Annotated in this window: 15 protein-coding genes; 6 read left to right on the forward strand and 9 right to left on the reverse strand. The window is 52.4% G+C overall.

Features of this window, described 5'->3' with window-relative positions; all coding sequences use genetic code 11:
- The first annotated feature begins 116 nt into the window (after positions 1-116).
- Positions 117-2,174 (forward strand): methionine--tRNA ligase, encoded by a 2,058-nt coding sequence (gene metG, locus RNAN_RS13665; protein WP_040552190.1) that lies wholly within the window; start codon positions 117-119, stop codon positions 2,172-2,174.
- Positions 2,175-2,219: 45 nt separating this feature from the next.
- Positions 2,220-3,692 (forward strand): MFS transporter, encoded by a 1,473-nt coding sequence (locus RNAN_RS13670; protein WP_008222751.1) that lies wholly within the window; start codon positions 2,220-2,222, stop codon positions 3,690-3,692.
- Positions 3,693-3,717: 25 nt separating this feature from the next.
- Here the strand turns inward: RNAN_RS13670 and RNAN_RS13675 are convergent, their stop codons facing one another.
- Together RNAN_RS13675 and RNAN_RS13680 are read right to left on the reverse strand one after the other, a co-directional pair.
- On the reverse strand, positions 3,718-5,187 hold the full coding sequence (locus tag RNAN_RS13675) for a hypothetical protein (RefSeq protein WP_008222754.1): 1,470 nt from the start codon (positions 5,185-5,187) through the stop codon (positions 3,718-3,720).
- A gap of 79 nt (positions 5,188-5,266) precedes the next feature.
- Positions 5,267-6,262, reverse strand: a complete 996-nt coding sequence (locus RNAN_RS13680) for an NAD(P)H-quinone oxidoreductase (RefSeq protein WP_008222755.1) — start codon at positions 6,260-6,262, stop codon at positions 5,267-5,269.
- Positions 6,263-6,377: 115 nt separating this feature from the next.
- On the opposite strand from RNAN_RS13680, the gene RNAN_RS13685 reads away from it, so the two are divergent.
- Positions 6,378-7,592, forward strand: a complete 1,215-nt coding sequence (locus RNAN_RS13685) for a class I SAM-dependent rRNA methyltransferase (protein ID WP_008222757.1) — start codon at positions 6,378-6,380, stop codon at positions 7,590-7,592.
- Between the two features lie 69 nt (positions 7,593-7,661).
- A complete protein-coding gene (locus tag RNAN_RS13690) occupies positions 7,662-8,231 on the forward strand; it encodes a YceI family protein (protein ID WP_008222759.1) in 570 nt (189 codons plus the stop codon).
- Positions 8,232-8,296: 65 nt separating this feature from the next.
- Here the strand turns inward: RNAN_RS13690 and RNAN_RS13695 are convergent, their stop codons facing one another.
- The 4 genes from RNAN_RS13695 to RNAN_RS13710 form a co-directional block, all read right to left on the reverse strand.
- On the reverse strand, positions 8,297-8,596 hold the full coding sequence (locus RNAN_RS13695) for a PilZ domain-containing protein (RefSeq protein ID WP_040552181.1): 300 nt from the start codon (positions 8,594-8,596) through the stop codon (positions 8,297-8,299).
- A gap of 81 nt (positions 8,597-8,677) precedes the next feature.
- The gene (gene hrpA / locus RNAN_RS13700; protein WP_040552193.1) at positions 8,678-12,565 is read right to left on the reverse strand and encodes an ATP-dependent RNA helicase HrpA; all 3,888 of its coding nucleotides are present in this window, start codon (positions 12,563-12,565) and stop codon (positions 8,678-8,680) included.
- Positions 12,566-12,632: 67 nt separating this feature from the next.
- Positions 12,633-13,052, reverse strand: coding sequence for a CBS domain-containing protein (locus tag RNAN_RS13705; protein WP_008222776.1), 420 nt, complete (start codon positions 13,050-13,052; stop codon positions 12,633-12,635).
- A gap of 75 nt (positions 13,053-13,127) precedes the next feature.
- Positions 13,128-14,126 carry an isoaspartyl peptidase/L-asparaginase family protein gene (locus RNAN_RS13710; protein ID WP_008222778.1) on the reverse strand — a complete coding sequence of 333 codons (999 nt, stop codon included), beginning with the start codon at positions 14,124-14,126 and terminating at the stop codon, positions 13,128-13,130.
- Positions 14,127-14,291: 165 nt separating this feature from the next.
- Here RNAN_RS13710 and RNAN_RS13715 point away from each other — a divergent pair, with 165 nt between their 5' ends.
- The gene (locus RNAN_RS13715) at positions 14,292-15,452 is read left to right on the forward strand and encodes a tetratricopeptide repeat protein (RefSeq protein WP_008222779.1); all 1,161 of its coding nucleotides are present in this window, start codon (positions 14,292-14,294) and stop codon (positions 15,450-15,452) included.
- 1 nt (position 15,453) lies between these two features.
- Here RNAN_RS13715 and RNAN_RS13720 read toward each other — a convergent pair whose 3' ends face one another.
- The 3 genes from RNAN_RS13720 to RNAN_RS13730 are packed head-to-tail and all read right to left on the reverse strand — an operon-like array spanning position 15,454 to position 19,924.
- Positions 15,454-16,476, reverse strand: a complete 1,023-nt coding sequence (locus RNAN_RS13720; RefSeq protein ID WP_008222781.1) for an ACP S-malonyltransferase — start codon at positions 16,474-16,476, stop codon at positions 15,454-15,456.
- Positions 16,473-18,683, reverse strand: a complete 2,211-nt coding sequence (locus tag RNAN_RS13725) for a dehydrogenase E1 component subunit alpha/beta (RefSeq protein ID WP_008222783.1) — start codon at positions 18,681-18,683, stop codon at positions 16,473-16,475. The genes RNAN_RS13720 and RNAN_RS13725 overlap by 4 nt, the downstream gene beginning before the upstream one ends.
- Positions 18,684-18,742: 59 nt before the next feature.
- Entirely contained in the window at positions 18,743-19,924 is a 1,182-nt protein-coding gene (locus tag RNAN_RS13730) for an acyl-CoA dehydrogenase (protein ID WP_008222784.1), read from the reverse strand.
- 109 nt (positions 19,925-20,033) lie between these two features.
- Between RNAN_RS13730 and RNAN_RS13735 the strand changes: the two genes are divergently transcribed.
- Positions 20,034-20,867, forward strand: coding sequence for a LysR family transcriptional regulator (locus RNAN_RS13735; RefSeq protein ID WP_008222785.1), 834 nt, complete (start codon positions 20,034-20,036; stop codon positions 20,865-20,867).
- Positions 20,868-20,951 lie beyond the last annotated feature (84 nt).

Here is a 20,951-nt window from a genome sequence, read left to right on the forward strand (position 1 = left end):
TTCAGAGTTAACGCGTTTTTTTGCCCAATCCGCTGCTTGGCGGGTGCGCAACGATGACGGCTAGTGTATCATTTAGCGAAATTTTTTCAGTTATTTATGCAAAAGAGCACCGCTTAATGTCGACACGGAAAATACTGGTAACCAGCGCTTTACCCTATGCCAATGGCCCTATCCATTTAGGCCATTTACTGGAATATATTCAAACCGATATCTGGGCTCGCTTTCAAAAAGCACGCGGCCACCAGTGTTACTACGTTTGCGCCGACGATGCCCACGGCACGCCTATTATGCTTAAAGCGCAGGAGCAAGGCATTACGCCCGAGCAAATGATTGCCAAAACCAATGTTGAACATCAGGCGGATTTTGCCGGTTTCGCTATCGGCTTTGACAATTACTACTCGACCCACAGTGAGGAAAACCGTCAGTTTGCCAGCCAGATCTACAACAAACTCAATGATGGCGGTTACATTAAGCGCAAGACCATCAGCCAGCTGTTTGACCCGGAAAAGCAGATGTTTTTGCCCGACCGCTTTGTTAAAGGCGACTGCCCCAAATGTGGTGCGCTGGATCAAAACGGCGACAGCTGCGATGTCTGCGGCGCCACTTACAGCCCGACTGAAGTCAAGAACGCCCGTTCAGTGGTATCAGGCGCTACGCCGGTACTAAAAGACTCTGAGCATTACTTCTTTGACTTGCCGGCCTTTGGTCAAATGCTGCAAGACTGGACCCGTAGCGGCAGTTTGCAGGATGAGATGGCCAATAAACTGCAGGAATGGTTTAAAGACGGCCTGCAAATGTGGGACATCAGCCGTGATGCGCCCTATTTTGGCTTTGAAATTCCAGGCGCACCGGGCAAGTTTTTCTATGTTTGGTTAGATGCGCCTATTGGCTACCTGGCCAGTTTTAAAAACTTCTGCGATAAAACCGGCATTAACTTTGATGAGTTCTGGCGCCTAGACTCTGACGCCGAGGTGTATCACTTTATCGGCAAAGACATTATTTATTTCCACAGCCTGTTCTGGCCCGCCATGCTGCACGGCGCCGGCTTTAGAAAACCCAATGCGATTTATGCGCACGGCTTTGTTACCGTTAATGGCGCTAAAATGTCCAAGTCGCGCGGTACCTTTATTAAAGCCCGCACCTATCTGGATCATTTAAACCCGGAATACCTGCGCTACTACTTTGCCTCTAAACTGACCAGTGGCATTACTGATCTGGACTTAAACCTGGATGACTTCAGCCAGAAGGTAAATGCCGATCTGGTGGGTAAAGTGGTCAATATTGCCAGCCGCTGCGCCAGTTTTATTACTAAGCGTTTTGATGGCAAGCTGTCAGCCGCTGTTGCTGAACCTGCGCTGCTCGCTGAATTCGTCGCTATGGGCGACAGCATTGCCGACAGCTTTGAAAAGCGTGAATTTGCCCGCGCGATCCGCGATATTATGGCGCTGGCCGATAAAGCCAACCAATATATTGATGCCAAGGCGCCCTGGGTGCTGGTAAAAGATGAGAGCAAACAGCAAGAAGCGCATGATGTCTGCTCGATGGGCATTAACCTGTTCCGCGTCCTGATGCACTACTTAAAACCGGTATTACCGCTGATGGCATCCGAGACCGAAGCCTTTTTAAACAGCACCCTTTGCTGGAACACTTACCAGCAACCGCTGCTAAACCATGCCGTTAACCCGTTTAAAGCGCTGATGCAGCGGGTTGATCCGCTGAAAGTGCAAGCCATGCTGGAGGCATCAAAAGATAACCTGCAACCGCAAACCAGCACTAAACCGGTAGCTGAACAGGCCGCTAAAACTGATACCAAAGCCGCAGCCAGTGCACGCGAGCCGATTAGCGAAACCATCAGCATTGATGATTTTGCCAAAATTGACCTGCGGGTAGCGAAAATTATTAAAGCTGACGCCGTTGAAGGCGCGGATAAACTGGTGCAGCTACAGCTGGATATCGGTGGCGGTGAAGTCCGTCAGGTATTTGCCGGCATTAAAGCGGCCTATGCACCAGAGCAGCTGGAAGGTCGTTTAACGGTGATGGTAGCCAATTTAGCGCCACGTAAAATGCGCTTTGGTTTATCTGAAGGCATGGTGCTGGCAGCCGGCCCCGGCGGCAGTGATATTTTTATCCTGTCACCGGATGACGGTGCTACACCAGGTATGCGGGTAAAATAATACGCAGGCAGCCTTGGCTGCCTGTATTTTTTAAAAAGGCAACGGATGTCCGGCAAACACCCCTATCGCAGTTTTAGCGCATTATTTTTAACCACCCTATTGATGCTGGTGGCCCAGGGCAGTTTATCGACCTACCTGGGCTTATCGCTGGCGCAGCAGAATGTCGATTCCACCTGGATAGGTGCGCTGATGTCCTGCTATTACCTCGGGCTGGTGCTGGGCTCTAAGCTGGGCCATAAAGTGATAGCCCGGGTCGGTCATATTCGCGCCTTTGTCGCCAGTGCGGCCATTGTCAGCACCTGCGCGATGAGCCATGTGCTGATAGACGAACTGGCTATCTGGCTGGTACTGCGGGTAGTGGTTGGCATGGGCATGATGTGTCAGTACATGGTGCTGGAAAGCTGGCTCAATGAGCAAACCGAAAGCTCACAGCGCGGCACCGTGTTCGCCTTTTATATGATTACCTCTTACCTTGGCATGATCGGCGGCCAGGCTATGTTAAGCCAGTTTCCTGAGCTTGGCACAGCGCCGCTGCTGATCATCAGTATGTGTTATTCGCTGTGCATAGTGCCGATAGCCCTGACCCGGCGCATTCACCCGGCGCCACTGCAACCGGCACCACTGCAAATATTCATCTTCTGGAAAAAAGTACCGCAGTCACTTACCGCTATTACCGTGGCCGGCATGATGGCCGGCTCGTTTTACGGCCTGGCACCGGCCTATGCTGCCAGCAAAGGTATGAGTACAGAGCAGGTTACCTTGTTTATGTCGGTGACGATACTGGCCGGTTTGCTGGCACAGTGGCCGATGGGCAAAATTTCTGACCGCATTCCGCGCAGCCGCATTTTACGCTTTAATGCTGCGGTACTGACCATCCTGACGTTGTTAATTGCGCTGCTGCCGCTATCAGGCTTACTGCTGCTGTTCGCTACTTTTTGCTATGGCATTCTGGCCTTTACGCTGTATCCGATTGCTTCGGCTTTTGCTAACCAAAATGTCGAGCAAAATGATCGGGTGGCGCTGTCTGCCACCGTATTACTGACTTTTGGTTTGGGTGCCTGTTTTGGCCCGCTGCTGGCCTCAGCCCTGATGCAGCTGATTGGCCCATCTATGCTGTATGCTTTTATCAGTTGCTGTGCTTTTGCGCTGTTCTTACGCCTGCTACGGGTAAATTACACGCAAAAGCAAGTGAAGCGCATGATGGACGAGCAGCAAAATGCCCAGTTTAAAATGGGCTCGGGCGATTTAGTCTCCTCACCACTGGCCGCTGCGCTGGACCCGCGGGTGGACGAAGAAGTGGTGCTGGCACAAATGCATGATGAAGAATATCAGGCTGCACGCCAGCAAGTGCCGGCCGGCTATGATGAAGATGTCGAGCTTGATAAAAGTGATGACAGTTTTGAGCAGGTTGATGCTGACGGCTCAAAAGCCAACAAACCGGTGGACGACAGCTCGTTGACGGACAGCTCTGATGACACTAGCCCAAAGGCCGATAAGCAGGCTAAACAACAAACCTGACGGCGATAGCCGCTGTCAGCAGCGGCTAGTTGTTGTGTATGACCACTTTATTCCACAGGTTTTGGTTTTTCACGTAAGAGAAATACTCATCCGGATGCCAGCACTTGGGCAGCAGCGGCATATTTTTACGCTCTTCAAAGTTTGATACCAGCTTGCTGAGTATCTCCAGCAGGCGCTCTTCACTGATTTTTTCCAGCTTTTTGCGTGCCGGCGGATAATACAGGTTGTTCTCGACACTGATAATGCAGCCCTGGGCCGACACGTTATAAGTCAGGTTGCGCGTTACCATACGGCAGATGGGCTGGCGAATATCAGCCGGATACAGGCCGGTAACTATGGCATATTCGTAACGGTCCAGATCCTGCCGGTCAGAGTCTTTCGGAATATAAGTTACGCCAAAGCCCTGCGGAAACACGCCGGTAATGGCCAGCAGTGCTTCAACCGCGACTTTACTGTAAATGCCTTTTTCTACGCCTTTCTCTAACACCAGCGCCACCTTGGGTAAGGTGTCATAGGCATAACTGCTTTTAGTCGACAGCACCACTGAAGTGTAAATTTGCGGGATTTTTAACAGGTTGCCAATACCATGCTCAGGCTTAATGGCATTTTTTAGCAGCATAACGACAAAGTTTTGCCGCTCGGCCTCCAGCTTCAGATGCTGCTCGCGCTCCTGCTTCGAGTTACCGGTATATTTTTCCAGCCCCAGGCCCTGCACCACGTATTTCAGGCTTTCCCGATAGCTGATTTGCAACAGCGCTACCCGCTCATCATTATCTAATACCCGAAACTCATCAGCCTTACCATCCGGGCCTTTTAAAATCAGTTGGGCGTCGGGATGACAAGTGCCAATGTCCTGTAGCAGGCCTGCCATCAACAGTGGCAACTGTACATCATCCCGAAACGGGTGATACTCATCTTTTAGCGCTTTTTTGCCTTTGCTGGCATCCAGCCGCTGCTGCACGTAAGCATTATTCAGCTCGCCATCGGCCAAGAGTTTATCCAGCAGGCGCAGTGATAAAATGGCCTTGTACAGATGTTTACTTTTCTGGTTGCTGGCTGCAATCTGCTTACCTTCGGTGGGCGACAACAATTGGATAGTGCCCAGCAGCTTGGCGCTGAGCATATTGGTTTCTTCCACCGACTCGCCCTGACACAGCTCCAGAATATCGCGGCACAGCCGTTTTAGCGCCGCCATACGCACGCTGGCTTCTTCTTCTCTGGCCTGGGTAAACGTTTGCTGCTCGGTTTGCGCCTGCTTTAAATTACGTTCGACCAACGCCAGATCGCGCTGACTTACCTGCTGCTGACGGCCCTCGAACAACATGACCTGCTGCGCCAGCTCGGTTTTTTCGGCTTGCTGTGCCAGCGTTTGCTGAAAATACAAGGCCGCCTGCTCATATACCGAGTCGGCGACCGGCGTTGCGTCATAAATGCGGTTAATCAGTACGCTGACTGCCTTACTGTATGTTGATTTACCAATACTTCCTAATGTCATTCGGGCCGGGTGTCCTGCATATGTCAAAGATAAAACGCACTTACTCAGTTTACCCAAGCGTTGCGATTTTGCCAGTAAATCAGAATGTTAACACAAGCTTACCAATAGTCGTATTGCTGGCCATTAACTGATGTGCCTGCTCTGCCTGTTGCCAGGGAAACTGTTGCTGCAATACCGGCGCTATCTCGCGCTGCGCCAGCGCTTTGCCAAAGCTTTGGCTAAAGGCCTGAGTCAGGTTGGCTTTATAACGGTTACTGCGGTTACGCAAGGTTGAGCAAATCAGCAGGCCGCGGCGTTTAAATAGCGCGGCCAGATCCAAAGACGATACCTCACGTCCGCCCATCATGGCATAAACTACCAGTTTGGCGTCCATCGCCAGCAAGGGAATTTCCCGGCTAATATACTCCCCGGCTACCGGATCCAGAATAAGCTGAATACCGTCCGGCCACTGCTGTGCCAATACCTGCTCAAAGGCTGCACTCTGGTAGTTAATGGCAATATCCGCACCTAATTGACGACAGGCCTCAAGTTTGCTGTCGCTGCTAGCCGTAACAGCCACCTGCGCGCCCAGCGCTTTGGCCAGTTGAATAGCGGCCGTGCCAACACCACTGGCGCCGGCATGAATAAGCACGCGCTGACTGCTTTGCACATTGCCAATAGTAGATAACAGCTGATATGCGGTTAAAAACACCTCTGCTGTGGCAGCCGCTTCCGCCATCGAATAGCCATGAGGCAGCGCCATCGCATGGCCGGCCTGCATCAGCGCATATTCGGCATAGCCGCCACCGTTTACCAGGCCAAACACTGCTTTGCCAAGCCAACTTTTATGCAAAGGCCCGGCTGCCGCCACTATGCCTGCTACTTCCAACCCCAGGAGCGGGCTGTCATTGGCCGGTGGTGGGTATAAACCGCGGCGCTGCATTAAATCGGCCCGGTTAATGCCGGCGGCGGCGACTTTTATCAGCAGCTGATCGGGCCCGGGCTCAGGCGTTGCCAGCAGCTGCGTTTGCAGCATACTGTGTTTACCCGGATTGACTACCTGTATTGCCTGCATCATTGCCGGTATTGTTGCCAAGGTATGCTCCTGCTGTTTATCTGTGCCACGCGCTAACTAAGACAAATTCTACTTTAGCTTTGGCCGGCGCTTCTCTACAATGCGGCCTTTAGTCTAGCACAGTGTAAAAAAGTCAATGAACAAGCCAGCACACCCAGCCGCTATGCCCAGCCTGACGCTACAGGATAGCCGCGAAAAATCGTTAAAACGCCAGCATCCGTGGATTTTCTCTAAAGCCGTGCACAAGGTTCATGGTAACCCTGCCGATGGCCAGACGGTGGCAGTATACAGCAGCAAAGGCGACTGGTTGTGCTACGCCGCTTACAGTAGCCAGTCACAAATTCGTGCCCGTGCCTGGAGCTTTGCACAAACTGAGGTGATTGACGAGGTGTTTTTTCAGCGCCGCATTGCCCGCGCCTGGCAGCTGCGCACCGAGCTATATGATTTAACTGACACCACTGGCCTTAGAGTGGTTGCCGCTGAATCTGACGGCCTACCCGGCGTAACCATTGATAAATACGACACTATTTTAGTTTGTCAGCTGCTTTCAGCCGGTGCTGATGCCTGGCGCGATGCTATTGTCAAAGCGCTGGTAGCGCTGTTTCCCGGCCACAGCATTTATGAGCGCTCTGATGTCGATGTGCGCAAAAAAGAAGGGCTGCAGCCTACTACCGGTTGGCTGCACTTACCGCGCCAGACTGGCGAAGTGGTGATTAAAGAGCACGGTATGTCACTGCTGGTTGATGTAATACAGGGCCACAAAACTGGTTTTTATCTGGATCAGCGCGCCAGCCGCGCCGCCGCTAAGCGTTATGCCAACAATAAAACCGTGCTTAATTGCTTTAGTTATACCGGCACCTTTGGCGTTGCCGCACTTCAAGGCGGTGCCCTGTCGGTGACCAATGCTGATCTCTCTGAGCTGGCACTTAACACAGCGCTTAAAAATGCTGAATTAAACCAATTAGACTTAACCAAGATCGACAACGTCAGGTTTGACGTATTTAAACTGCTTCGCCAGTACCGGGAACAGGGTAAGCAGTTTGATATGGTGATACTCGATCCGCCAAAATTTGCTGAAAGCAAAGCCCAGTTAATGGGCGCCTGTCGCGGTTACAAAGATATCAATATGGTGGCGATGCAGATTGTTAAACCCGGTGGCTTGCTGCTGACGTTTTCCTGCTCTGGTTTGATGGAAGACAGTCTGTTTCAGAAAATCGTTGCCGACGCCGCGCTTGACGCCAAACGCGATTGTTTATTTATCGAAAAACTCAGCCAGGACAGCGACCACCCTGTCGCCAGTTTTTACCCCGAGGGCAGTTACTTAAAAGGCCTGGTGTGTAAGATCTACTAACCCTGCTTATTTGGCGCTGGCAGTACCTTGCGTTAAGCTAACGCCACTAAACACTATTGGAGGAACCTGATGAAAGTATTCACGATTGCACTGGCACTGGCCAGCAGCGGTGCCCTGGCCACTAACTGGCAGTTAGACAATAGCCAGTCGGCGTTACATTTTGTTTCGGTAAAAAATGATGTGGTAGCAGAAACGCACCGCTTCAAGCAGCTAAGCGGCCAGTGGGATGGCAGCAAGGTGGAAATCAGCATAGCGGTAAACAGCATGGATACGCAGATCCCTATTCGCGATGAGCGGATCTGGCAATATGTGTTAAACGCCGGGCAATTTACTGCCATCAGCGTAACAGCGCCGCTGGCATCAGATAAGCTGGATAATCTTTCAGTAGGCCAGTCTAGCGTGCATACAGTGCCGCTGAATGTGAACATAGCCGGCCAAACCAACGAGCTGAGCGCACAAGTACGTATTACCCGCTTAACGGATAAAAGCCTGCAGGCCAGCACAGAAACACCGGTTATGCTAAACACTAACAGCTTTAATTTGGCTGCCGGTGTGGCCAGGCTGCAGGAGCTGGCGGGGTTAAAACGTATCGAGCCATTAGTACCGGTAAGTTTTACCGTGCTGTTTAATCAGCAGTAGTTGTCGCTTAACCATAAAAAAAGCAGCCAAGGCTGCTTTTTTTATGGTTGTAAGGAGCTTCAGGCTTAGTTTAACTCCATAAAGGCCAGGCCCAGCTGATACAAATCTTCACTTTCCTGTGCGCAGCGCATCACCTTGGCCACGGCATCCAGTGGTGGAATGCTGGCATTGGCTGAGTCGAGCCGCACCCGAATCAGCGTGCCCATTTCCAGTGGTTCATCAATTTCAACCGCCATACCCGTAGCACTTAAATCACGGCAAATACCATCAATAGTGCGGCCGGCTTCAGGATCGTTAATCAGCAGTTTTACGTCTGCGTTTACCATCATCCTGAAATAATGCCGGTTATCTCCTTTTGTTAACATAACGCCTCCCCAAGCGACAACAGCGTTAAGTTATAGAACTTTCCACTGTGACTGTAAAGCCTGCTGTCCAACATTACCGTATTAGCCTTTAATGTCGGCCACCGCATGCAGCACCCGTTTTACGGATACCGGGTAAGCCGTGCCCAGCTGCTGCGCGTGCAGTGATACCTTAAGCTCCTGCAGCATCCAGTAAATAGCCTGCACAGGCTCAGGCAGCAGCTTGCTGCCGCTAAATTTGCCCAACAGCTTGTGATACGCGTCCTCTGCTTTTTGATACTCGTGCATCAATAAACGGTCACGCTGGGGGTCGACCGGCAGTTTCTCCAGCCGTTTTTGCATTGCCTGCAGATAACGCAGTATGTCATCCAACCTGGCGGTGCCATGGCTGCTGACAAAGCCTTTAAATATAAGCTCGTCCAGCTGACGTTTAATATCGCCCTGCGACTGCACATGGGCCAAATCGACTTTACCTTTCAGCCGTTTTTGCATGTCATGATACAGCGTCAGAATTTGCTCTACTTTTAATGCTATCGCCAGTACCGTATCGCCAAGCTCGGCGCGAACCAGCTCTTTTAGTGCACTAAACTCTGTCTCGGTTTGCGGCAGCGCCTGCTGGGCGACCAGCGCATCAACACCAGCGGCAATACAGTCGTCTATCAGCTCCAGCACCCGGCCAAAGGGGTTAAAATAGAGCCCCAGTTTGGCTTTGTTCGGCAACGACTCCTGCAAATATTTCACCGGCGAGGGGATATTTAACAGCAATAAACGCCGAAGCCCCTGCTTGCTGGCATGCAGCGCCTGCTGCGGGTTATCTAAAAGCTTAATCGCGACCGAGTCACGCTCGTCCACCAACGCCGGAAAGGCTTTAATCTCATAGCCAGCCTGCAGTTTAATGTACTCGCGTGGCAAGGTACCAAAGCTCCACTGCGTTAGCTTATCCTGCTCTATGCCCTGCTCGGCTACCTGGCTTAAACTTTGCTGCACTTCGCCCTGTAAGCCCTGCTGTAGCAGACTTAACGAGCGGCTTTGCTGCAAGGTGGTGCCTTTATCGTCCACCACTTTAAAATTCAGCTTTAAATGTGCCGGTATGCTGGTGAGGTCCCAGGCATCTTCCGGTATGGTGACGCCTGACATGCGCTTTAACCGCTCCGTGACCACCGCCAGCAGCTTGCCCTGCTCTGGCGCGATACTTTGCATAAGCGCATCAGCATAGTTGGGCGCCGGCACAAAGTTGCGCCGGTATTGTTTGGGTAGCGATTTAATCAGTGCCACTAACAGCTCATGACGCAGCGCGGGAATAAGCCAGTCAAAGCCGTCATCTTCCAACTGATTTAACAGCGCCAGCGGGATGATGAGGCTAACACCATCGTCTATCTCGCCGGGGGCAAAGTGATATTCCAACGGTAGCGTTAAATTACCCTGGCGCCAGCTTTCCGGGAATTTATCCGCGGTAATATCACTGGCATCACGGTTAAACAGGCTGCTTGGGTCAAAATTTAAGTAGCTGGCATCTTCGCTGCGCTTTTTCTTCCACCACTTAGCAAAGTCGATACGGTTATTGGCCCACTGCGGAATGCGCTCGGCATAAAACGCCGCCAGTGTTTCTTCATCGACCAGAATATCGCGCCGGCGCGACTTTTCTTCCAGCGCAGTCACATTGTCTATAAGTTGCTGGTTGTGCTGTAAAAATGCTTCGTTAGTGCCAAGCTCCTGCCCAACCAGCGCCGCACGGATAAACAGGGTATGACATACCGCAGGATCGATTTTACTGTACAGCACGGCGCGCTTGGGCACGATCACAAGGCCATACAAACTGACCTGCTCGTAAGCGATAACCGCACCACGTTTTTTCTCCCAGTGCGGCTCACTGTAGCTGCGGCTGACTAAATGCTCTGCCAGTGGCTCTATCCACTCGGGCTCAATTTTAGCCAGTGTACGGGCGTACAGCTTACTGGTTTCCACCCATTCGGCCGCCGCCACCCATTTGGGTTTACGTTTAAACAAATGGCTGCCGGGGAACACATAAAAGCGGGTTTGCCGTGGGCCCAAATAATCGGCCTCAGAGTCTTTAAAACCGACCTGGCCCAATAAGCCACTTAACACCGCCTGATGAATAGCCTGATAACCGGCACTCTGGCTGTTTACACTGTAACCCTGCTCCTGCATTAATTGGGTTAACTGGCCGGTGAGGTCCTGCCACTCGCGCACGCGCAGGTAATTTAAAAACTCCTGGCGGCATAACCGGCGAAACTGGTTATTGCTCAGCTGCTCTTGTTGCTCTTGCAGGTACTGCCACAGTTTTAACCAGCTGGCAAAATCAGAATCCGGATCGGCAAAGCGGCTATGGCACTGATCGGCTTTTTGCTGCTTGTCTAATGGCCGCTCACGCGGATCCTGAATTGATAACGCGGCGGCCAGCACCAGCATATCACCTAAGCTGCCATTGTCAGCGGCAAACAGCACCATCCGGGCTAAACGCGGATCTATTGGTAAACGCGCCAGTTTTTTACCCAGCTCAGTAAGCTTAAGCCCAGTTTTATCGCGCTGAAGCGGTATAGCGCCAAGCTCCTCCAGCAGTTTAATGCCGTCGTTAATAAAGCGGCTGTCCGGCTTTTGCAAAAACGGAAAGGCAGCAATATCCCCCAGCCCCAGTGCCAACATCTGCATAATGACCGAGGCTAAGTTAGTGCGCAGAATTTCCGGATCGGTAAATTCCGGCCGGCTGTTAAAATCCTCTTCGCTGTACAGGCGAATACAGATACCGGCCGCCACCCGACCGCAGCGGCCTTTACGCTGGTTGGCACTGGCCTGGCTGATGGCTTCTATCGGCAGTTGCTGTACTTTTGAGCGATAACTGTAACGTGATAACCGTGCGGTACCCGGATCTATCACATAACGAATACCCGGCACGGTTAATGAGGTTTCTGCCACGTTGGTAGCCAGCACAATGCGCCTGCCGGCATGGCTTTGGAAAATACGGTTTTGCTCAGCCGCGCTTAAACGGGCGTACAGCGGCAGCACCTCGGTATGCGGCAGCTTGAGTTTTTCCAGCGCATCGGCGGTGTCGCGAATTTCACGCTCGCCGTTTAGAAAAATCAGAATATCGCCCGGCGGCTCGCGGTACAGCTCTGCTACCGCATCAAAAATGCCTTGCAGCTGATCGGCGTCTTTATCGTCCTGCTCGCTCACCGGCCGGTAACGGGTTTCTACCGGGAAGGTGCGGCCGGAGACTTCTATTACCGGTGCATTAAAAAAGTGTCGCGAAAAGCGCTGTGGGTCGATAGTAGCCGAGGTGATAATCAGCTTTAGATCCGGCCGTTTCGGTAACAGCTGCTTAAAATAGCCCAGCAGAAAATCGATATTCAGGCTACGCTCGTGCGCTTCATCAATAATGATGGTGTCGTACTGGTTTAAAAACCGGTCCTGCTGAATTTCAGCCAGCAGAATACCGTCGGTCATCAGCTTAACAAAGGTGTTATCGCCAGTGTGATCGCCAAAGCGGATCTTATACCCCACCTGATTACCGACCTGACATTGCAGCTCTTCGGCAATTCGGTCACAGACACTGCGCGCCGCTAAGCGCCGTGGTTGGGTGTGGCCGATCATACCGGCAACACCGCGGCCCAGCTCCAGGCATATTTTTGGTATTTGCGTGGTCTTACCGGAACCGGTTTCACCGGCGATAATCACCACCTGATGGGCCGCTATCGCCGCTTTAATGTCGTCTTTTTTTTCAGATACCGGCAGCTGCGGCGGATAGGTAACCTTAGGCAAATTCTCTGAGCGCGCGCTACGTAATGCTTCAGAGCGGCTGATATCGGCAGCAATGCGGTTAAGCTGCGCCGTTAAGGCGTCATCTGTAAGGGTTTTACAGTGTTGTAGCCGGCGACGCAGGCGAAACTGGTCTTTTAACAGACAATGCGTAATACGGGAATGCAGTTCAGATACAGAGATAACAGCTTCAGACAAAACAACGCCCTCATTAACAGAGGGCGCCATGCTACCAAGAGCGGCAGGTAAAGATCCAGCGCTACCGCTATCCTACCTTGCCATAATGCGAGTGCAGCTCTTTGTCTATCGCCCCCAGTACATCAGAGCGGGTAATAATGCCCAGTAGATGGCCATCGTCATCCACCACCGGATATAGTTTAGGTTTGGCCCTCAACATGGTTTGCGCCAGATCGATAATGCCATCGTAACTTTTTACCGTCAGCACTTCGGTGTTCATCACATCGGCCACCCGCGCCGCTTGCTGGTCGTGATAAGTCGACATTAACATGCGTTGCAGGCAATCCTGCTCAGAGATAAAACCGATGATTTTTTTCTGCTCGTCAATTACCGGCCCACCTGTCTGACGCCCACGAATTAAGCGGTCTACCGCCATCTCTACCGGCATTTCGGCACTAAAGGTTACCGGATAGCGGTTCATATAATCTGCGACTTTAAGTAAATCCATGCTTCCCCCTGCACTAACACTGTGAGCATCAGGCTCCTGTTAAGGTTAGCGCAAATTCACCGCTTTGCTGTAAATTCAGTTGCCTTGTGCAAAGATTTCACTGACCGCCTTACCGCCCTCGGCTTTTAATGCACGGTACATGCCTTCGGTGTTAAAGGTCCAGCTTAACTGGCCTTTATGGTCTACCACGATAACACCGCCATCGCCCCCCACCGCTTTTAACTCGGCCAGCACTTCTTTGGCCGCCGCAGCTGCTGATTTTCGTTGATATTTCGCCCGGGCGCAGATATCGCTGGCCACCTGATAGCGGATAAAAAATTCACCATGGCCGGTGGCCGACACCGCACACTGGTTATCGGCAAAGTTACCTGCACCGATAACAGGGGCATCGCCAATACGGCCATAACGCTTGGCGGTCATACCACCGGTAGAGGTGGCCGCCGCCAGGTTACCTTTACGATCAATTGCCACGGCGCCAACCGTCCCCATCTTCCAGGCCGGATCATAGGGTAATGCCGCCTGATGCGGCAACGGCGCTATCGCCTGTTTCGCCCGTTTTAGTGCTTCATAACGAAATTCAGTATTAAAGTAGCTGTTATCTACCAGTTCCAGCTGCTGCTCTTTGGCAAACTGCTCGGCGCCCTTACCGGCTAACATCACATGCACCGATTTTTCCATTACCGCCCGCGCCAATAAGATTGGGTTTTTCACATTAGTGACACCGGCCACCGCACCGGCATTACGGCTTTTGCCATCCATAATGGAGGCATCCAGCTCATGCGTTTCATCAAAGGTATAGACCGCACCTTTGCCGGCATTAAATAGCGGTGAGTCTTCCAGTATGGTAACCGCAGCAGTCACTGCATCTAAACTGCTGCCACCGCGTTCTAACACGCTGTAACCCTGATTCACCGCATGGGTTAGCATGGCATGGTAAGCCTGCTCTTGTGCCGGCGTCATGCTGTCACGGCTAATGGTGCCGGCACCGCCATGGATCACTATGCCAATAGGCGCTTTAGCCTGGCTGGGCAGCGCTAAAACGGTCAGTACAGCAGCGAATAATAGTGTTTTCATTGAGCAATCCTTGTGCTGTGTTGCCATTCTTTGTACTTGATCTATCACAAAATCACAACCAGTCATCACACAGCACCCGGCAAGCCTGGCCACACTTTGCTACACCTGACAGCAGATAATGACCGCTGAACTATACTGTCACTATCGCACCGCCGGGAGTTTGCGATGATAAATCGAACCTTAGCGGCACTTAGCATCCTGATCAGCCTAAGTGCCTGTCAGACCATACCTGCTGCGACCAGCAACGACGGCAAACCACTATTAGTGGCACCAACGTTTTTTAGTGGCCAGATCTGGCCAATTGAAAACCCGGAGCAAATTTATGCGCTGCCCGAGCAGACAAAAGCCGAATTACTCAGCCTGCAAAACAATAAGCTTGATATGTCCAGCCGCTCTAAAGCCATGATCCGGCATATTTTTTCTTATGCCAGACACGATTTGTTATACGACAGCAGCGCCACCCGCACCGTGAGTGAAACCCTAACCGCAGGTAAAGCCAATTGTTTAAGTTTGTCGATACTGGCGTACAGCATGGCAAAAGAGCTGGGGCTGGACGCGGTATTTCAGGATGTTGATATACCAGAATATTGGACCAGTGAGCTTAACACCACCTGGCTAAACGGCCATGTTAATGTGCGACTGCGCCAAAGCAGTACACCACACAAGCAAAGTGGCACTATTTTACTGGGCCATGATGTGGTGATTGATTTTGACCCGCAAATACTGCGCCAGCATTTTAAAACCAAAGTCATCACCAAAGATCGCGCCACGGCAATGTTTTACAACAATAAAGCAGCCGAGCAGCAAAATTTACAGCACTATGCGCAGGCTTATCAGTATTATCAGGCTGCAATAGCTGCCGACCCGGAGTTTGCTGTTACCTGGGCCAATCTGGCCGTACTATACCGCCAACACGGGCTGCTAGAGCTTGCCGAACAGTTGTACCGACACAGTTTGGTCTTGGCACCTGACTCACTGAATGCCATGGCGAATCTGGCAATCCTGTATCAGCTCACCGGCAGAGAAAACCTGGCCGCACCGCTATTACAGCAGGTAAGCAAAGTGCGGCTGGCCAACCCCTATTATTACGTGATGCTGGGTAACGAAGCGTTGCGCCGCCAGGACACCACCGAGGCCATTAACCAGTTCCAGCAGGCGCTAAAGCTGGATCGAAAAAACCATGAAGCTTATTTTAGTCTGGCGAAAAGCTATTACCTGGCTGGTAATACTGTTCAGGCGCAGCGCTATTTGCAGCAAGCCATCAGAACATCTGTCGCCCAAGATAAAGCGCGCTATCAACGTAAGCTCACCGCCTTGCTGCAGTAACTCAGGCTTCTGTCAACACGCGCTGCTCTGGCATCCCCATACTCAAGACAAAGGGTATACTTGCCTGTTGTGCCTCGGTAAAGTCCTGCTTCGAACTCATACCCTGCCAACCAATTTGAATCAGGCTTTGCGCTACCGCGCCGCCTAAACTGGCGCCCGGCCCGAGTAAAATAATATGCTCTGGGGCAAATTCTTTGACCGCCACCTGCAGCGCTTTACTGAAGTCATAGGTCTGGCATACCTGATGCTGCAAGGTGTAGCGCTGCAGCGCGGATAAATCAGTGCCCCAACCTGGCCAGATCTGGCCGCGTCCATCAATTAGCGGCAGTTGTGGCTGGCTAAAGCGCGAGGCTGGCCAAAGCGCCAGGGCGTTGTCCGAGCCATGTTGCATTAATGGGGTGTGAAAGGCGGCATGGCCTGGCAGCAACAGCGGGAAACGCTCATCACAAGGCGGTAAAGCCGCCATTGCCGCTTTTACCGCGTTATCAGTGCCGGCCAGTACCGCATAACCGCCATAGACTATCGACATAAAAAGCGCGCCGCCATGTTGCTGCAGTTGCTGCTGTACCAGCGCGGTGCGCCGGTTATCGGTTTGCCAGTTATCGTCAATAAGCGGATAAATAAACTGCATACCGGCGCCATCTGCGGTAAGCCGCGCCATATCACTGACCAGTTGCATGCCGCTATCGGCAGCCAATACCCCGGCACAGCCCAGCGCGGTGTACCAGCCCATCGAATTGCCGGTTACTGCCACGACGTCAAACTGCTCTGTATCTATACTGCGATAATCCTGCATACCGGCGGCAAAAATCAAGGCGGCGGCATTTTCTGCTTTTAAATGCACGCTGCGGCTAAACTGCGCGGCGCCATCCAGCTCGCTGACACCGGCAAGGCCAAGCCCGGTTCTTACCTTATCAAAGCCAGCTAACAAGGTGCGGTCTTTAGCATGCTGTGCAATGTAACCCAGTTCTGCCTTGTTGTAAGTGCCACGCCCCGGGCATACCACCAGCGCCGTTTTTTTCATAACATCACCTGTTCAGTGGCTACCGTTAGCAGGCTAAGTGCCTGTTGCACAATTTGCTGCTTCGATGGCAAGACGGCATAAGCCGCAGCCCCCAGCGGAACAAAGCTGTCCTCGGCGCACAGCCGCGAAATGCTAAAATGCCCCGGTTTAGCCTCGTGTAAGGCGGTAAACAGCTCTTCGCTTAACGAGCCACGGCGGCGGCACTCATCGACAATCAGCACCTTGCGACAGCCAGTTAAGGCTTTGATAATTAAATCCGTGTGCAGTGGCACCAAGGTACGTAAATCCAGTACGCGTAACTGATAGCCCTGGGCAGCCAACTCCAGCTCGGCCTGCCGGCTTAAGTAATAACCATTGCCGTAACTGATAATGGCCAGCTCATCGCCATCGCCGTATACCGCTGGCTCTCCCAAAGCCGGTAGCGGCGTGTCAGGCGGCGGATAATCATGGCACCATAAAGCATCGCCCGTGCTGACTAAATCACGCGTCATATAAAGCGCTATCGGCTCTAACAAGATCACCAGCCGTTTTTGCTGATGCGCAAGCGCAACTGCCTGACGCAGCAGTAACGCAGCGTCATAACCATTTGACGGGCAAAGTAGAATCACACCGGGAATATCGCGAAACACGGCAAAAGAGTTGTCATTATGAAAATGGCCACCAAAGCCACGCTGATACGCCAGGCCGGCAATACGAATGACCATGGCATTATGATACTGGCCATTAGAGAAGAACGGTAAGGTTGCCGCTTCACCGCGAATTTGATCTTCCGCGTTGTGCACATAGGCCAAAAACTGAATTTCCGGGATCGCGATAAAGCCCTGCTGCGCCAACCCTATTGCCATACCGAGAATACTTTGCTCATCCAGCAGGGTATTAATCACCCTGTTACTGCCAAAGGCATGGACTAAATGCTGGGTAACACCGTAAACACCGCCTTTTTTGCCGACATCTTCGCCAAACACCACGGTATTGTGGTACTGCGCCAACACATCATGCAGCGCCCAGTTTAACAGCTTTGCCAGATGCTGCTTTTTACCCATATTATGCTGATCAAAAGCCAATAGCTGCTGACGTGCTTCAGCGTTTGGCACTGCCGGTATAGCTTGCGCATCACGCACTGGGGCAATAGAAGCCATTACCTGCGCTGCATTGGTCAGCTTTGGCCGGCTGCTGGCAATGGCGGCCACCCGGCTAATTTGCGCCACTAGCGTATTTAGCTGCGCCAGCAGCTGCTCTGCACTCACCTCGCCGCTGGCCAGCAGTGCCGCCGTACTGCTAAGCAGCGGGTCCAGCTCCAGCTCAGCCTCAATTTGTGCCTTGGTACGGTACGCCGCTTCGGCATCGGCGCCGGCATGGCCAAATAAGCGTACTGTCGATAAATGCAATACCGCCGGTTTACGCTTGCTGCGCACATAATCGGCTGCACGCCTTGCAACATGGTAGCTTTGCGCCAAATCGCGACTGTCGGCAGCAAAATACTTCAGTGCCGGCCTGTCGGCCAAATCCTGCTCTATCCAGCCGCTGGGCGTGGGTGTAGAAATACCCAAGCCATTGTCTTCGCAGACAAACAGTACCGGCACCGGCACCTGCTGATAAGCGGCCCAGCAGGCTGAGTTAATCGCGCCCTGCGCGGTGGAATGATTGGCTGAGGCATCACCAAAGCTGCACAGCACTATCGCATCGGTGGGCCACTGGCCGGTTAAACCAAGCCTTTTGCTTAGGTCGATTGCAAAGGCCGCACCAACGGCTTTGGGCAACTGCGACGCTATGGTGCTGGTTTGCGGTGGAATATTCAGCGCCAGGCTACCCAACACCTTGTGGCGACCGCCGGAGATGGGGTCGTCACTGCTGGCACAAAACGACAACAACATATCATACAGCGGGGTACTGCCTGGCAGCTGTTTGCTGCGCTCGACAAAGAACGCGCCACTGCGATAGTGTAAAAACGCCGGATCGGTAAGCCTTAACGCCGCTGCCACAGCAGCATTACCCTCATGGCCAGCGCTGCCTATGGTGTAAAAGCTTTGGCCTTTGGCCTGTAATAATCGTGACTGCAAATCCAGCAGCCGGCTACATAACTGGCTGTGCCAAAGCTGGTACAGCGTTGAAAAATCAATACTGTGGCTGCTACTGTGCAGCGGCAACTTACCGCTGCTTAACCGGGCCCGGTATTCATTAACCCAGGGATGTACTGCTTCTGACATTAGACTGACTCCGCTGCTATTGCTGCTGATTTGGCTACCGATGCGGCAAAGCGGCCCGCTTAAGCGCCGCTAAACGCCTGCATGCCGGTTTGCGCGCGGCCTAAGATCAGCGCATGCACATCATGAGTGCCTTCGTAGGTGTTCACCGCTTCCAGGTTCATTACATGGCGTATTACATGGTATTCATCAGCAATACCATTACCACCGTGCATATCACGGGCAATACGGGCAATATCCAGTGCCTTGCCGCAAGAGTTACGCTTAATCAGCGAAATTGTCTCTGGTGGCAGCAGGTTTTGATCCATCAGCCGGCCCGCCTGCAAACACGACAATAAGCCGATGCTGATCTCGGTTTGCATATCGGCCAGTTTTTTCTGGATAAGCTGATTAGCCGCCAGTGGCCGGCCAAACTGAATGCGATCCAGCGTGTACTGCCGGGCTGCATGCCAGCAAAACTCGGCCGCCCCCAATGCGCCCCAGGCAATACCATAACGCGCCTTGTTCAGGCAGCCAAAGGGGCCTTTTAAACCACTAACATTGGGCAGCAGCGCCTCTTCGCCCACCTCAACGTTATCCATGACAATTTCACCGGTAATAGAAGCGCGCAGCGAAAACTTGCCTTCAATTTTCGGTGCCGATAAGCCTTTCATGCCTTTTTCCAGCACAAAGCCGCGAATGTCTCCGTCTAATTTGGCCCATACTACAAATACATCGGCAATCGGTGAATTGGTGATCCACATTTTGCTGCCGTTTAACACGTAACCGCCGGCGGTTTTCTTCGCGGTAGTGCGCATACCGGCCGGATCTGAACCGGCATCCGGTTCAGTTAAACCAAAGCAGCCGACCCACTCGCCGGTTGCCAATTTGGGCAAATACTTCAGTCGCTGCGCTTCGCTACCGTATTCGTGAATAGGATGCATCACCAGGGACGATTGCACGCTCATCGCGCTGCGATAACCGCTGTCTACCCGCTCTACTTCGCGCGCGACCAGGCCATAACAAACATAATTGACCGCAGAGCAACCGTACTTTTCCGGTAAGGTGGCCCCCAGCAGGCCCAGCTCGCCCAGCTCATTCATAATTTCGCGATGAAAATGCTCTTCACGGTTGGCCATCAGCACCCGCGGCTGCAGCTTTTCCTGACAATACTGGTGGGCGGTATCGCGGATCATCCGCTCTTCTTCGGTTAGCATGTTGCTAAATGCAAAAGGGTCCTGCCAATCAAAATGTGCACGTGCCATAGCAAATTCCTCAATAAAACCAGCGAAATATTTTTAGTTATCGCCAGAGTAGCCTGCTTTAATGTACAGTTAAAATATAATAATTCTGTATCAGGTATAGTTTATAACTATGGATATTCGCCAACTTAGCTACTTTGTTGCGGTGTATGAGCAAGGCAGTGTCAGCGCGGCAGCCCGTCAGTGCTGTGTTGCCCAGCCATCGCTGTCAGCGGCACTGCGCCAGCTGGAGCAGGAATTGGGCGTCACCCTGTTTATCCGCCTGCCCAAAGGAGTAACGCCAACCGAGGATGGTGAAAAGCTGTACGGCCATGCCGGGCGCTTGCTTAGCCAGCTGCAGTCACTAAAAGCGTCGTTCAGTGAGCCGGTAGCAAGGGTAAAATTCCGCCTTGGCCTTATTCGGGCGTTGGGTGTAGAGCGCATGAGCCAGCTATTGCGGGAATTCAGTAATAGTGTGCCCGGGTTAGAGCTGCATTTAGTCGAGCCGGATGAGCCCTGTGATGCACGTATTATTACGCCGCAACTGCTTAAAGCCGGTGAAGCCTTTGCGCCAATATGGCATGACAACTACCTGCTGGCGCTGCCACCCGGTGCACCACTGAGTTTACAACAACAGATAGCGTTAGAGGATTTTGAGCAGTTGCCGCTGATCAAACGTACGCCCTGTGACGCCTGGAACACCCTGTATCCGGAATTAGTGCGTCGTGGCATTAAGGCCGATATCCGCGCTGATATTCAAACCATTGAATATGCGCTGGGCTTAGTTTCTGCCGGTGTCGGTTGTGCCCTGGTGCCCAACTTTGATTCATTACTGCAGCGTCAGGATATCGTATTACGCCCGGTGGCACAGTTAAGGCTGCAACGCGAAATTGGCCTGGCCTATGCAAAAAATCAGGATTCTGCCTCTCTGGCCGTACTGCGGCAACTCTGCCAGCCAGCCCGATAATTATTACTCTTGGCGTACCTATTTAATCCCGGCTTGATCTGACACAAAGTACGCTGAGTGACTAAGAGTTATAGTCACGGCTTT

Source organism: Rheinheimera nanhaiensis E407-8 (assembly GCF_000296695.1).
Lineage (GTDB): Bacteria > Pseudomonadota > Gammaproteobacteria > Enterobacterales > Alteromonadaceae > Alishewanella > Alishewanella nanhaiensis.